Annotated in this window: 11 protein-coding genes and 1 tRNA gene; 8 read left to right on the top strand and 4 right to left on the bottom strand. The window is 46.0% G+C overall.

Annotated features, from left to right (window positions below; genetic code table 11):
* Positions 1-29 precede the first annotated feature (29 nt).
* The 4 genes from G3569_RS16625 to G3569_RS16640 all read left to right on the top strand — a co-directional run bounded on the left by G3569_RS16625 (position 30) and on the right by G3569_RS16640 (position 6985).
* Positions 30-527 (top strand): Lrp/AsnC family transcriptional regulator, encoded by a 498-nt coding sequence (locus tag G3569_RS16625; protein WP_165271213.1) that lies wholly within the window; start codon positions 30-32, stop codon positions 525-527.
* The gene (locus tag G3569_RS16630) at positions 508-1743 is read left to right on the top strand and encodes a trans-sulfuration enzyme family protein (protein ID WP_165271214.1); all 1236 of its coding nucleotides are present in this window, start codon (positions 508-510) and stop codon (positions 1741-1743) included. The genes G3569_RS16625 and G3569_RS16630 overlap by 20 nt, the downstream gene beginning before the upstream one ends.
* A 101-nt stretch (positions 1744-1844) precedes the next feature.
* A complete protein-coding gene (locus G3569_RS16635; RefSeq protein ID WP_165271215.1) occupies positions 1845-5633 on the top strand; it encodes a hydantoinase B/oxoprolinase family protein in 3789 nt (1262 codons plus the stop codon).
* Positions 5634-5662: 29 nt separating this feature from the next.
* Complete coding sequence (locus tag G3569_RS16640; protein WP_165271216.1) at positions 5663-6985, top strand: Nramp family divalent metal transporter; 1323 nt, start codon at positions 5663-5665, stop codon at positions 6983-6985.
* 47 nt (positions 6986-7032) lie between these two features.
* Here the strand turns inward: G3569_RS16640 and G3569_RS16645 are convergent, their stop codons facing one another.
* From G3569_RS16645 to G3569_RS16655, 3 genes are read right to left on the bottom strand one after another with little or no spacing between them, the layout of a single operon-like run.
* Positions 7033-7818: a TPM domain-containing protein gene (locus G3569_RS16645; RefSeq protein WP_165271217.1), complete on the bottom strand. Its 786-nt coding sequence runs from the start codon at positions 7816-7818 to the stop codon at positions 7033-7035.
* Between the two features lie 29 nt (positions 7819-7847).
* Positions 7848-8297 carry a TPM domain-containing protein gene (locus G3569_RS16650; protein WP_165271218.1) on the bottom strand — a complete coding sequence of 150 codons (450 nt, stop codon included), beginning with the start codon at positions 8295-8297 and terminating at the stop codon, positions 7848-7850.
* Between the two features lie 27 nt (positions 8298-8324).
* The gene (locus G3569_RS16655; protein ID WP_165271219.1) at positions 8325-8915 is read right to left on the bottom strand and encodes a LemA family protein; all 591 of its coding nucleotides are present in this window, start codon (positions 8913-8915) and stop codon (positions 8325-8327) included.
* Positions 8916-9121: 206 nt separating this feature from the next.
* Between G3569_RS16655 and G3569_RS16660 the strand changes: the two genes are divergently transcribed.
* The 3 genes from G3569_RS16660 (at position 9122) to G3569_RS16670 (ending at position 12948) form a co-directional block, all read left to right on the top strand.
* On the top strand, positions 9122-9829 hold the full coding sequence (locus G3569_RS16660; protein WP_165271220.1) for an HAD family hydrolase: 708 nt from the start codon (positions 9122-9124) through the stop codon (positions 9827-9829).
* A gap of 6 nt (positions 9830-9835) precedes the next feature.
* A complete protein-coding gene (gene purL / locus G3569_RS16665) occupies positions 9836-12082 on the top strand; it encodes a phosphoribosylformylglycinamidine synthase subunit PurL (RefSeq protein WP_165271221.1) in 2247 nt (748 codons plus the stop codon).
* Positions 12083-12228: 146 nt separating this feature from the next.
* Complete coding sequence (locus tag G3569_RS16670) at positions 12229-12948, top strand: SDR family oxidoreductase (RefSeq protein ID WP_165271222.1); 720 nt, start codon at positions 12229-12231, stop codon at positions 12946-12948.
* Positions 12949-13030: 82 nt separating this feature from the next.
* On the opposite strand, the gene lat is transcribed toward G3569_RS16670, so the two are convergent.
* On the bottom strand, positions 13031-14380 hold the full coding sequence (gene lat / locus G3569_RS16675; protein ID WP_165271223.1) for an L-lysine 6-transaminase: 1350 nt from the start codon (positions 14378-14380) through the stop codon (positions 13031-13033).
* 114 nt (positions 14381-14494) lie between these two features.
* Between lat and G3569_RS16680 the strand changes: the two genes are divergently transcribed.
* Positions 14495-14567, top strand: a tRNA-Met gene (locus G3569_RS16680).
* Positions 14568-14576 lie beyond the last annotated feature (9 nt).

Consider the following 14576-nt stretch of genomic DNA (forward strand, 5'->3'; position numbering starts at 1 on the left):
ATAGGTATTAACAATTATTATATAGTGTTATGAGTAGATATCAGCTGGACGATACAGATAAGAAAATCCTTTCGATCCTCCAGAAGGATGGAAGGATCCCGAATAATAAGTTAGCTGAGAAGGTCGGGCTTACAACCACTCCTACCTTAGAGCGAGTAAAGCGATTAGAACGAGAAGGTATTATCAAAGGGTACGGAGCCCAGGTAGATCCTGAAGCAATAGAGAAAGGGTTGGTTGTTTTTTGCTCGTTGCGTCTGGCTGTTCATAAAATGCATACCCTGGATGAAGTGTGTAATGAGATTGATAAGATGCCGGAAATCCAGGCATGCTATCATATTACCGGTGATGCTGATTTCCTGCTAAAAATTGTAGTAAAGGATATGCCGGCCTATGAACGGTTTGTACACGATAAGCTGACTCAACTGCAGGGGATTGAACGTATTTACAGTAATATTGTAATGTCTACGAAAAAAGAAAATTATCACCTTCCCATAAACGAGGAGCACCATGAAAAACAAAAAGTATAGCATAGAATCGGAGATGGTACATGCAGATCAACCGGAGAACGATCCGTTTGGAGCGCATGTGATGCCTATTTATCAAACTTCGACTTTTAAGTTTGATTCTGTGGAGGACGGAAGAAAGTTTTTTGCTCAAGAAGAGGGGGGAGGTTCTCATGGCTATTCGCGTTTGGGAAATCCCACGGTTGATCGCCTGGAGCAGGTTTTCGCTAAAATGGAGGGTGAGAATATCGCTGAGGATGTTGGTGCTCTTGCCTTTGGTAGTGGAATGGCTGCTGTCAGTACGGCTCTTTTGGCAATGGCTAACCAGGGAGCGGTAATAGCTCAGCCGGGTTTGTATGGATGTACAGGCCAGTTTCTAAAAGAAGAGGCGCCTGAGCTGGGGATAGACACTCATTTTCTGGATCTCAATGACCTTGAGACCTTGGATCAAACGCTACAGGAAAATCCCGATGTGAAGGTAATTTATGGGGAGACGATGGCCAATCCTACAATGTCTATCCTTAATATTCCGGCAGTTGCTGAAGTAGCAAAGGCACACAATGTGCTATTTCTTGTAGATAATACATTTGCTACCCCTTACCACTTGCGTCCGCTGGAGATGGGCGCCGACATGGTGATCCACTCTACAACGAAATACCTGAACGGTCACGGTACCTTAATAGGCGGTGCTTTAGTAGCTAAGCAATCGGTAATTGATGAGTATAATGTGGCACTGTTTCGTAAAAACCTAGGCGGTGTTACCAGTCCCTTTGATGCATGGTTAAATTTAAATGGGCTGAAGACGTTCACGCTTCGAATGCAGCAGCATACCAAAAATGGGATGAAAGTTGCACAATTTTTGGAAGAACACGAGGCGGTAAAAAAAGTCTTTTATCCTGGTTTGGATACCCATGACCAGCATGAATTAGCAGATAAGCTCTTTGAAAAAGGCTACGGCGGTGTCATGAGTTTTGAGCTGAAGGGGGGGTATGAGGCAGGTGTAGCAATGATGGATCAAGTAGACTTTTGTACCCTCGCTGTTAGCCTTGGAACCGTAGATACGTTAATTCAGCATCCTGCTTCAATGACGCATTCTGTGATGGATGCCGAAATACGCCAACAGGCCGGTATTACTGACGGCTTGGTTCGACTGGCGGTGGGGATTGAGAATGTAGATGATATTATCGGTGACCTTGAACAGGCATTAGAAAAAAGTAAGCCAGAACCGGCTATGTATTAACAGATATACATTGGCTTCATTTAATAATGGCATAGATCCGAATTAAATGAAATATTAGGGCGACTCTAACAAAATAATCTGAATTGGAGATACCCCTTACTATGAGTGGAAGTCGGAAGTCGCCTTGGAGAGTTTGGGTTGATACAGGTGGTACTTTTACGGATTGTATTGCTATTAGCCCACAAGGGGAAAGAAAAAAGGCAAAGGTCCTCAGTAGTAGTGCTCTGCGTGGAGAAATTATATCCAGAGTGGATGATCTCAACTTTAAAGTAGATCAATCATGGGAGGCACCGACTGATTTTATTGAGGGGTTTGGATTTGAGCTGTTGGATGGGTTCCACCAGAATGCCAAGATAGTAGCTTTTGACAGCGATCAGTCGGTCATTACATTAGATAAACCAGTTGAAGTAAACGAAGGTGTAGCTTTTGAAGCCCTATCGGATGAAGAAGCACCGGTATTGGCGGCAAGACTTGTTACGCAAACACCCCGTCAAGACAGCCTGCCGGCAATAGATCTGCGATTGGCCACCACCAAAGCAACCAATGCTCTGCTCGAAAAAAAGGGGGCACCCACAGCTCTTTTTGTAACAAAGGGATATGGAGATTTATTAAAGATCGGAACTCAGCAGCGTCCCGATCTTTTTGCACTTGAAATTGAGAAAAAATCCTCCCTTTATGATGAAGTAGTAGAAGTAGATGAACGGCTGAATGCAGTAGGGGAGATCCTGAAGCCAATAGATATTGGTTCATTGAAATCTGATGTTAAGCACCTTTTGGATCAAGGTATCACTTCTGCAGCCGTATCATTAATGCATAGCTATAAAAACCCTAAACATGAGCAGCAGTTTAAGAAATGGTTGTTAGATCAGGGTTTTGAGCACGTTTCTGTTTCTGCTAATCTAAGTCCTTTTATAGGAATTCTTCCTCGCACAGAGACGGCACTGGTCAATGCATACCTGGCTCCCATCATCCAGCAGTATCTTGATGATGTGCAGTCCGTGATCAAAGATGAACAGATGTTTATCATGACGAGTGCCGGCGGGTTAACGCTGGAGGAGCAGTTTGCCCCTAAGGATAGCTTATTAAGTGGTCCGGCCGGTGGGGTTGTAGGGGCAGCTACGGCCGGTAAAAAAGCTGGGGTAGATCATGTTATTTCATTTGATATGGGAGGTACAAGCACGGATGTAGCCCGTTATGACGCCGGTTATGAATATGTTTTTGAACATGCTATCGGTGATGCACATCTTGTTGCCCCGGCTCTAAATATTGAGACAGTAGCCGCCGGTGGTGGTTCAATATGTTATTTCGATGGCCATAAACTTTGTGTAGGTCCTGAAAGTGCGGGAGCGTGGCCGGGACCTGCTTGTTATGGGGCCGGTGGTCCACTTACTGTGACAGATGTAAACTTACTGTTGGGACGTCTTGATCCCCAAAACTTTCATATCCCGGTAGATCTGGAAGCTGCGAATACACAGCTCAATACTCTCCTCCAAGAGGTGAAAGATAGTGATGCTAAATCGCTTTCCCGCCAAGAGATGCTTTCAGGATTTTTGCAGATTGCTAATGAACGTATGGCTGATGCTATTCGAAAGGTATCTGTTCAAAAAGGATACGACACCCGAAATTATGGACTGGTTGCTTTTGGCGGGGCCGGGGGACAACATGCATGTGCCATTGCTGATCGGTTAAATATGGAAACCGTTATTATCCCTGAAGAGGCGGGGCTGTTGAGCGCAGAGGGGTTGGGCCACGCTGAAGTTGAAGAGTTCGCTGAGCGGCAAATTCTAAGACCGTTGCATGATATTGAAGCTGACTTGGAAGTTTATTGGAAAGAGTTAGCCGATCAGGCAAAAGAAAAATTGACGAAAGCGGGCATTTCAGCCGGCAATATTAGTATTCGGCGCAATATTTTATCCATGCGATTATCGGGACAGGAAACCTCTCTTGAGGTTGAATATACAAAGAATGGGGATCCGGAGAGTGCCTTCAAGGATCTGTATCGCGAACAGTACGGGCACTGGGTGTCTGGCCGTGAAATTGAAGTGGTAAGCCTGCGCGTTATTGCCTCAGCCGATGCCATTGAAGGGCAAGAAGATCAGCCTAAAACCAAAAGGTATTACCCTGATGCAGCCTATACAAAAGAGATTTGGTTTGAAGGAGAGAGCCGGGAGACTCCGGTTTTTTTAAGGGAAAAACTGAAGGCTGGGGCAGAAATAAATGGTCCGGCACTTATTTTAGATCCCCATAGTACCATTGCCATTGAACCCAATTGGGAGGTTGCAGTAACCGCAGATGGGGCACTGAAGCTCAGTAGAAGTAGTGAGGAAGAAAAAGAAGTTGAGAGTGATCTGTCAGAAGTGGTAAGCCTGGAACTTTTTACGAATCGCTTTAGCTCTATTGCAGTAGAGATGGGTGAGATGCTGCAGCGGACCGCATTGTCCGTGAATGTGAAAGATCGCCTGGACTTTTCATGTGCTTTGCTCAACGAAAAGGGGGAGTTGGTCGTCAATGCTCCCCATATTCCCGTACATTTGGGGGCCTTAGGCCTGTGTGTGCGCAGGGTTAAGGAAGAGCTGGAAATTGTCCCCGGTGATGTGTTAGTAACAAATCATCCTGCATTCGGAGGATCACATCTGCCCGATGTAACAGTTATCACGCCTTGTTTTGTAAAAGGTAATCTCGTTGGATTTGCGGCAAGCAGGGCTCACCATGCCGAAATTGGTGGAGCCTCCCCGGGATCAATGCCGCCTACCGCTACAAATCTGCAGCAGGAGGGTGTTGTTATTCCACCCATGCACTTGGTTAAAAAAGGAGAAGGACAGTGGCAGAAGATTAAAGAGCAACTGCTTTCAGATCCCTTTCCCACACGAAGTGTCAGTGAAAATATTGCGGACTTGCAGGCAGCAGTCGCGGCCAACCAACGAGGTATTGATAGCTTAGAAAAGTTATGTGAGAAGCACAGTATTGAAAAGGTGAGATACTATATGGATGCGTTGACGGCTCATGCCGAATCGAAAATGCGTTCTACGATTAAGGAAATGGACTCCGGGCAGTTTGTGAGTGAGGAGTTCTTGGACGATGGTACCCCTATAAAGGTGAAGGTGGAGGTTGATGATGATGAAATTGAGCTGGATTTCACAGGCACCGGGGCTGTTCATCCGGGGAATCTGAATGCTACCCCCGCTATTGTAAGTAGTGTGGTTATGTACGTGCTTCGGTTGCTTATTGATGAATCGATACCGTTGAATGAGGGGATTTTAAAAGCGGTGAACATGACACTGCCGAAATGCCTGTTGAATCCTGCTTTTGATGCGGATCCAAAAAAATGTCCGGCAGTGGTAGGAGGAAATATCGAAGTGAGTCAGCGTTTGGTTGATACTTTGCTAAAACCATTTGAAAGAATAGCCTGCAGCCAGGGCACGATGAATAATGTACTTTTTGGCAATGAAGATTTCGGATACTATGAGACGGTGGGAGGCGGTACAGGCGCGGGACCCGGCTTTTCGGGAACGGATGCGGTGCACCACCATATGACGAATACCCGGGGAACGGATCCCGAAATTTTTGAATACCGCTATCCCGTTCGGTTGGACGAATATTCAGTACGTAAAAACTCTGGTGGTGATGGTAAATGGAAGGGCGGAAACGGTATCTACCGAAAGGTGACTTTTTTAGAAAACGTCGAACTTACCGTACTGACACAGCATCGACGGGAAGGTCCATACGGGGTTGCCGGAGGAGAAGCCGGCTCTGTTGGTGAGCAATGGGTGTACTTTAAGGATGGGAATAAGAGAAAACTGGACTCTATAGACGGTTGTTCCCTGGAGAAAGGGGATAGCTTTATTCTTAAAACTCCGGGTGGCGGAGGTTTTGGGAATGCCAAGAGCTAGTTTAATTACAAATATTATTTAACGAGATTATGAAAAAGCGCTTTTTAAATATTTTATTTTGGGCTGTTATCTCTGCGGCGTTCATCGGTCCGGGAACAATAACTACGGCTGCTGCTGCCGGTGCAGAGTTTGGATATTCTCTTATCTGGGCATTAGTGTTTTCTACAGTGGCCTGTATTGTGTTGCAAGAGGCCAGTGCCCGCCTGACAATGTCCTCGGGCATTAATCTGGGTGAAGCCCTAAAAAAATATTTGAATGTAAGTCCCGTAATGAGTGGCTTATTGGGGATGATTGTAGGAGCCGTAATTCTGGGGTGTGCCGCTTATGAAGCCGGAAATATATTGGGCGCCGTGGCGGGTATCACACTCATCTATAAAATACCTGCTTATTGGATTGTTTTAGCGATGGGAGGCATAGTGCTACCCCTGTTTTGGTATGGTACGGTAGAATCGGTCGCAAAAGTAATGGGCGTATTGGTTGCCTTTATGGGGATCTGTTTTCTCATCACGGCCGTTCTTATGAAACCTGATTTAGGAGCTGTGGCCCAAAGCTTGGTAATCCCTGAAATACCAGATGGGTCGAGTATGCTGATCCTGGCACTCATCGGTACCACTGTAGTGCCCTATAACTTATTTCTGGGATCGGGAATCGCTTCGGGACAAGATCTTAAAGAGATGCGCTGGAGCCTGAGTATCGCTATTGGGCTCGGGGGATTGATTTCTATCGGTGTTCTTATCGTGGGTACAGCCATTACCGGGTCATTTACATTTGATGGCTTAGCTTCTGCTTTAACCCAGCAGCTGGGAGGCTGGGCTTCGCTGTTACTGGGATTAGGACTGTTCGCTGCGGGGCTGAGTTCATCAATAACGGCTCCACTTGCTGCTGCTGTGACAGCACAAAGTGTGGCTGATGATGAGGATAAAGCAAAAGGAGGGAAGTGGGCAGAACCCGGCCGTAACTTTCGAGCAGTTTGGATGGGAGTACTATTGATTGGACTGGCCTTTGGGGCATCCCAGGTACAGCCCGTGCCTGCTATTATTCTTGCCCAGGCTTTAAATGGTATTATTCTACCTATGGTGGCTGTAGCATTACTTATATTGGTTAATAATTTGGAGCTGATGACTCAAAAGGCAGCGAATACGGTGGGCGTAAATATCCTGATGAGTATCGTTGTGTTTATTACGATCATCATTGGCGTGCGAAATGTGGCGCGAGCATTATCGACATCGCTACCGGTAGAATTGGTCAACGAAACCTATATACTGATTACCTCGGTAGTAATCTCTGTACTTATCAGCTGGCCGGTGTATCGGATGATCAAGAAATTGCGAGGCGAGAATCTAAAAGAATAATGTTAGAGACCGTATTGCTACGCTCTCTAACGCATTAGCAAAAAAGATTACCAACCGCCGCTGGCACCGCCACCGCCGGAACCGAATCCGCCGCCTCCGCTAAAGCCACCGAAGCCGCCACCGCCGGAACTCCCGCCGCCAAAACCGCCACCTCCGCCGAGGAAGATGAATCCGGCTGGCCCCAACGTTCGTCGGCGCTTACCTTTGCCTTTTCCACCGCCTTTGCGTCCGGCAGAGTAGAATACAAAGAATATGAAAAGTGCAAAGATGATAAATGAGATAGTATCATTTTTGTCGGAACTCTTTTCGGTCAGCTGCCCGGTATATTCGCCGCTGGCCAGTTGTATCAGGGCTGAGGTAGCACGGTCTAGTCCCCCGTAATAATTGCCTCTTTTGAAATCAGGAGTGAGAATATTTCGAATAATACGTCCGGCCATGACATCGGTTATAGCCCCTTCTAAACCGTATCCAACCTCGATACGCATTTTACGCTCCTCGCGGGCGATAACAATAAGGACACCGTTATCTTTCTGGCCTTCCCACATCTTCCAGGTATTAAACAGCGTTGTGGCTGTTTCTTCAATAGATAGGTTGTTAAGGCTTTGCAGGGTGGCTATGGCGATAACAGTAGTGGTAGTATCGCGGTAGTTACGGAGCTTGGTTTCTAATTGCTGCTGTTCTGAGCGATCGATCATATTTGCAAAATCACTTACGTGCCCCGTAGGTTCAGAGGGGAGGTCCTGGGCACTCAAGAGTGCCGGACTCAGTAGCAGAAACAGGAATAGAGGAATAATAAGCGATTGTAATAAACGAGAACGATTTAGAGAAAACATACGGCTTAGGTCTTGAACGAGAATTTATGCTAGGAATTTTCGGTGTCGTGGTAACTTATCTCATTAGAGAGTTCATCTATATCTCCCTTTTTATAAGGGAATAACTCTATGAGCTTGTTGCCTACCTTGTGGACCGCTTTTTCGATCCCTTCTTCATAAGCATCTTCTTTGAAATGTTGCAGTAATATATCCAAGACATCACTCCAGAAGCCTTCTTCTACTTCGGTATGGATGCCTTTACCCGCATAAACGGCAGCTTTATGATCTTCAGAGGCAATATAGATCAAAACGCCGTTTTGCCGTTGGGTTTGATCCATCCCTAAATCATGAAAAACCTGTGCGGATCGTTCTAATGCATCATTACTGCATTCATCTTCAATATGGACGCGAATCTCACCGGAGGTTTTATTTTCGGCTTCTTGAATCGCGGCAATAACCTGCTGTTCTTGCTCTTCAGTTAATAGCTCGTTGTCGGCCATCTTATTATACCTTAAAGATTATACTGTTTATTGATCAAAATTGACTTCCGGGGCTTCTTCGGCACCTTCATCTGCTTCGAAATAGGCTTTCTTTTCAAAACCAAGGATACTGGCAAAGAGATTACCGGGGAAAAGTCGGATTTCGGTATTGTAGGTTTGTACGGCCTCATTAAACCGTTGTCGCTCAGTGGCAATACGATTTTCCGTGCCTTCAAGCTGATTCTGCAAATCCCTGAAGTTCGCATTGGCTTTGAGCTCCGGGTATTTCTCTACAGTTACGAGAAGACGAGACAGAGCACCGGAAAGCTGTTTCTGTGCTTGCTGGAACTGCTGCAGCTTTTGGGGATTGTTCAGATCATTAGCCGATACTTGGATGGAGGACGCTTTACTGCGTGCCTCAATAACTTGGGTAAGGGTACTTTTTTCGAAGTCGGCAGCCCCTTTTACGGTATTAACGAGATTGGGTACCAAGTCAGCTCGGCGTTGATACTGATTCTCTACCTGCGCCCAGCGCTGGTTTACGGTTTCCTGTTTGTTAACTAGGCCATTATTTACGCTGACACCATAAAACAAGAGTAGCGCAGCGACGCCTATTCCGATGAGAGTCTTAATATTCATTGATCCTGAAATTAGTTTAATATTTACGATGCACAATATACGAAAGGATCAGAAAATTGATACATTTTTGAAAATTAAGAATTTGAAATAAACAATTGCGCGAGAAGTAAAAGCAAAACTGAATATCATCAATATGTTTTTTAATTCTTATTGATCAAATCCCTATCTTTGAGCGAATCATTTTCAACAAGATTTAAGTACTTCTTTTGTCGTACCAGTATATCTACTTCGATTTGGATGATACGCTCCTTAACCATAAGGCAGCAGAACAGGCCGGGCTTCAGGATGTGCACAGTAATTTCGCACTTTTTGAAGAGGTAACTCCCTCCGAACTTATTGATGAGTATCATGAGGTAAACAGCGAACAATGGGGGCTCTACAGTCGTGGAGAAGTAAACCGATCCGAGCTGCAGCGGAATCGGTTTGAAAAGACCCTGCAGAACCTGCAGTTGGATGTCGCCCGTTACGAAGAGGTCGGTAACTACTATATGCAGTGCTATCGCAATCACTGGCAGTGGGTGGATGGTGCTAAGGAAGTATATCTCAAAATAGCCGAACACTATCCCGTGGGGATATTGACCAACGGATTTGCCGAAACGCAACGGTTAAAATTTGAAGAGTTCGGCCTTTATGAGTCGGCCAATCACACCGTTATTTCTGAAGATGTAGGTGTGCTAAAGCCCGATCCCAAAGTGTTTGATCATGCTACACAAGAAGCAGGGGTGGCCAAAGATGATATTCTGTATGTGGGCGACTCTTTTTCTTCAGATATTGAAGGCGGTTCGCAATATGGCTGGAATACGGCTTGGTTTACAACCAACGGAGAGCCTGAGAAGCATGCAAAGGCCGATTTTGCATTTAAGGAATTTGAACAACTAGAACAGTTACTGGAACTTTCCAACACTCAATCATAATAACTGATGTCTGATACTACTATTACTGAGCCGAAAGTAACACTCGAACTAGCCAAAGATCACGGACTCACCGAAGAGGAGTTCGAAATGATCAAAGATTATTTGGGCCGGATGCCTACCTTTACCGAGCTGGGAGTATATTCGGTTATGTGGAGTGAGCACTGCTCATATAAGAACTCAATCCTTGAAATTAAAAAGCTGCCCAACGAAGGCCCGCAGATGTTGGTAGATGCAGGGGAAGAAAATGCCGGCTTGGTTGATATTGGGGATGGACTGGGTTGCGTATTTAAAGTAGAAAGTCATAATCACCCATCTGCAATTGAGCCCTACGAGGGAGCAGCAACGGGGGTCGGTGGAATACACCGCGATATATTTACGATGGGTGCTCGTCCTATTGCCAGCTTAAACTCCCTGCGTTTTGGGGATCTGGATACTCCGCGTGTTCGATTTTTACTCGACGGTGTCGTACGAGGTATTGCCGACTACGGTAACTCATTTGGCGTGCCCATGGTAGGCGGTGAAATCTATTTTGATGAGAAGTATGAAGGGAACCCGCTGGTCAACGCAATGAGTGTTGGAATTGTCAAAGAAGACCGGACGGCATCTGCCATCGCAGAAGGCATTGGCAACCCTGTGATTATTGTAGGTTCTGATACCGGACGTGACGGTATCCACGGGGCAACATTTGCATCCGAAGAGATTAGCGAAGAAAGTGAAGATAAGCGACCAAGTGTTCAGGTAGGAGATCCATTCTCTGAGAAACAGCTGCTTGAAGCTACGCTTGAAGTTATTAAGAACGGGGGTATCGTCGGTATCCAGGATATGGGTGCTGCCGGAATTAGCTGTTCTTCTTCTGAAATGACCGCTAAAGGCGGTGTGGGCATGCACTTGGATCTGGATAAAGTGCCGGCTCGCGAAGAGGGCATGACTGCTTACGAACTGTTACTCTCAGAAAGCCAGGAACGCATGCTGGTGGTTGCCGAGGACGGACGCGAACAAGAAATTATCGATATCTATGAGAAATGGGATCTCAATGCCGTTGTGATCGGTGAGGTTGTAGAAGGTGAAAATGTAACCTATGAGAAGGATGGGGAAGTAAAAGCCGATATCCCGGCTGACAGTTTGGTATTGGGGGGCGGTGCTCCGCAATATGAGCGAGAGACGAAGAAGCCTGAATACCTGGAAGAAACACAGTCGTTTGATATCGATTCCCTGGATCATCCCTCGGATCATAAAGAGATTATGTCGGATCTGTTGGGAGCTGCAAACATCGCCTCAAAGCGATGGGTTTATGAGCAGTATGATACCATGGTCCGCACCAATACAGTGAACGGACCGGGAGCCTCCGATTCGGGCGTGGTTCGTATCAAAGGAACGAACAAAGGGTTGGCTGTTAAGACCGACTGTAACGGACGTTATGTCCATCTGAATCCCCGAAAGGGCGGTCAGATTGCTGTGGCTGAATCCGCACGGAATGTTGTGTGTAGCGGAGCTAAGCCAATGGCAATTACCAACTGCCTGAACTTCGGTAATCCCTATAAACCGGAAGTGTACTGGACCTTTAAAGAAGCGCTTGCCGGTATGGGCGATGCCTGCCGGACATTCAATACGCCGGTGACGGGAGGAAATGTGAGTTTCTATAATGAAAATCCTGAGATGGCGGTATTCCCAACTCCCGTAATAGGAATGCTGGGACTTATCGAAGATCTGGAAAACGATCGCATGACGCCCGAGTTTAAAGAAGAGTCTGACGCAATTTATTACATCGGCGCGCCTCGTAAAGGGCTGGGAGCCAGTGAATATCTGCATGCTATCCATGATCTTACAACTGGTGATGCCCCTGAAATCGATCTTGAGTTTGAAGGGCGTTTACAGTCAGTATTGCTTGAGGCTATTCAAGAAAATCTGGTGAATGCTGCGCATGATATCTCCGATGGTGGCTTGGCAATAACATTGGCCGAGATGTCCATGTTTGCGGGCAAAGGGGCTACAGTATCTGTTGATAAGCTGGGCTCTAACATGCACGAAGTCCTATACAGTGAAGCCCAATCCGGGGTAGTAGTAACATGCAGTCCCGATCAGCAGAAAGCATTCGAAGCTCATATGGCTGATAATGATCTTCCCTTTATTGAATTGGGGCAGGTTGGCAGCGAAGACGATGACTTCGAAATTGCAGACCTGTTGACCTTTTCACAGGATGAGATGATTTCGATCTACGATAATGTGATTAAAGCAGGAATGCAGCAGCGATAAGCGCTGGAATGCTGAATCTATTTAACGATTTAAAATGGAACACCTAAAGGGGCTTCTCTCAAAGAAGTCCCTTTTCTTTTTGAACGATTTTTGCAGCAACGGAATTAACAGGGCAGAGTAAATTAACTTTAAATGAACTTATAGTAATGAAAGACAAAATTATACTTATAGTTGGTGGGTCAGGCGGCATAGGAAGCGCTTGCGGGCGCGTATTTGCTAAGGCCGGGGCCACGGTGGTATTAGCGGCGCGCAACCAGCAGAAAGCCGAAGAGGTAGCAAAGGAGATTAATGACGAAGGGGGGGAGGCTTACGTAATTGGTGTGGATGTTACTGATCTGGCTTCTGTATCAAAAATGGCCCGAGAGGTTATTGATGATTTAGGTCCCATCGATGTCTTGGTAAATGCTTTTGGGACGGCTGTTATCCAGCCTCTGTTGGATATTAAGCCTGAAGACGCCAAGGAGATGCTGGATGTTAATGTCTATGGTACTTTCCTGGTGACCCAAACGGTAGTGCGTTATATGGCTACGGAAAAAAAGGGAAGAGTGATTATGTTCCCGGGCAGTGTAGGAAAGTATCCCATGAAAAACTCTTCGGTTTATTCGGCTTCAAAATTTGCTGTCACAGGTTTTACAAAATCTTTAGTGGAAGAACACAAGAGAAGCGGGGTAACGTTTACACTGATGCACCTCGGAGGCGTAGATACGCCTATGTGGGATAGTGACACAGTAAATATGCGGGTACAAAAGAAAAAGATGCTAAGCACTGAAGAGGTGGCGAAATCGGTTTATTATGCGGCTAATCAGCCAGAAGGGTCGGTACTTAATGAGATTACGATTCAGCCCGAATCGCACCAGATGGTGTAAGTCTTTAATTCAGTTACCAGTGTGCAGTTAACAGGAGGTGGTTACCTCAACTGTTAACTGTCCACTGACGACTGAAAATGAATTATGCGTTAATCGCAGGGCACTGTTTCATTGCTGATTTGATGGACTTTTCAATAATGTCGAGTCCTTCATCAATATGTTCTTTGGTTACATTTAGCGGCGGACGGAAACGCATAGTTTTAGGTCCGCAAGAGAGGATCATCAAGTTGTTCTTAAAGCATTCCTTAATGACGGCATCCCGAACATGTCCGTTGGGAAAGTCAATGGCACATAGCAACCCTTTGCCACGTGGATTACTGACATGCTCAAACTGTTCTTCAAGAGCCTTAAGTTTTTCGAGTAGATAATCACCTACAGTTGCAGCGTTCTCAACGAGATTCTCTTCTTCTATTACTTCCAGAATACGTCCGAACCGTACCATATCAACCAGGTTTCCGCCCCAGGTAGAGTTGATGCGCGAAGAAACATTAAAGCAGTTTGTTTCTACATCGTCGATACGCGTACCGGCTAAAATTCCGCATACCTGTGCTTTTTTACCGAATGCGAGAATATCGGGCTTTACGTAATGCTCGTGGGCCCAGAACTTACCGGTAAGGCCAACGCCCGTTTGTACTTCATCATAGATCAGCAGTGCTTCGTGTTTGTCGGCCAGTTCGCGCAGTGCCTGGTGAAACTCCAGTCGGAAGTGACGGTCGCCGCCTTCGGCCTGGATGGGTTCAAGAATAATGCAGGCGATATCATCTTTATAGGTCTCAAAATATTGTTCGGCCTGGGCAATAGCACGTTCTTCATCCTGTACGGTCTTTCGGATATTTTCATCCGTAGCGGGATAGGTCATCGCCGGGGATTCTATACGCGGCCAGTCGAACTTTGGGAAATATTTTACTTTCGTGGGATCCGTATTGGTGAGCGACATTGTATAGCCGGTACGCCCGTGGAAAGCCTGTTCAAAGTGCAGGACTTTGTGTCCCTTTTCTTCGCGATATCCTTTTTCAAAGTTTTTCTGCACTTTCCAGTCAAAAGCGACTTTTAGCGCGTTTTCAACGGCCAATGCACCACCGGAAATAAAGAAAGAATGTGGAAGATAGTCGGGGATTCCTACGCGATCAAAGTTGTCTACAAATTCAGCCATCTCTTCGGTATATACATCAGAATTGGAGGGCTTGTTGATGGCTACCCGTCCAATCTTGTTTTGAAATTCTTGGTTAGCCAATCGGGGGTGATTCATCCCCAGGGGATTGGAGGCAAAAAAGGTAAAGAAATCAAGATAACGTTCGTCATTTTTCGAATCATATAGATAAATTCCCTCACTTTTATCGAGGTCTAGAACAATATCATACCCGTCGGTGAGAATATGTTTTTGAAGAATGTCATGAACTTGTGCGGCACTTACCTGATTTGTGGTGGACATAAGCCTCCTATGAGATTTAAATTGAGGTTTGAAGTGATAATTCCGGTCTGCAAAGAAATTTGAATTTACTATTGACAAGTACCCATGTCAAGCCTTATTATTACGGACTCACATCGCGGGGTGGAGCAGCTGGTAGCTCGTCGGGCTCATAACCCGAAGGTCGGAGGTTCGAATCCTCCCCCCGCCACTACGTAAA

This window comes from Fodinibius halophilus, assembly GCF_011059105.1.
Taxonomy (GTDB): Bacteria; Bacteroidota; Rhodothermia; order Balneolales; family Balneolaceae; genus Fodinibius; species Fodinibius halophilus.

What these genes read in the sequence shown, in the direction of transcription:
- G3569_RS16625 (WP_165271213.1), top strand. Translation starts at nt 30, where the DNA reads ATGAGTAGATATCAGCTGGACGATACAGATAAGAAAATCCTTTCGATC.
- G3569_RS16650 (WP_165271218.1), bottom strand. Translation starts at nt 8,297, where the DNA reads ATGGCCGACAACGAGCTATTAACTGAAGAGCAAGAACAGCAGGTTATT.
- G3569_RS16655 (WP_165271219.1), bottom strand. Translation starts at nt 8,915, where the DNA reads ATGAATATTAAGACTCTCATCGGAATAGGCGTCGCTGCGCTACTCTTG.
- G3569_RS16630 (WP_165271214.1), top strand. Translation starts at nt 508, where the DNA reads ATGAAAAACAAAAAGTATAGCATAGAATCGGAGATGGTACATGCAGAT.
- lat (WP_165271223.1), bottom strand. Translation starts at nt 14,380, where the DNA reads ATGTCCACCACAAATCAGGTAAGTGCCGCACAAGTTCATGACATTCTT.
- G3569_RS16635 (WP_165271215.1), top strand. Translation starts at nt 1,845, where the DNA reads ATGAGTGGAAGTCGGAAGTCGCCTTGGAGAGTTTGGGTTGATACAGGT.
- G3569_RS16645 (WP_165271217.1), bottom strand. Translation starts at nt 7,818, where the DNA reads ATGTTTTCTCTAAATCGTTCTCGTTTATTACAATCGCTTATTATTCCT.
- G3569_RS16670 (WP_165271222.1), top strand. Translation starts at nt 12,229, where the DNA reads ATGAAAGACAAAATTATACTTATAGTTGGTGGGTCAGGCGGCATAGGA.
- purL (WP_165271221.1), top strand. Translation starts at nt 9,836, where the DNA reads ATGTCTGATACTACTATTACTGAGCCGAAAGTAACACTCGAACTAGCC.
- G3569_RS16640 (WP_165271216.1), top strand. Translation starts at nt 5,663, where the DNA reads ATGAAAAAGCGCTTTTTAAATATTTTATTTTGGGCTGTTATCTCTGCG.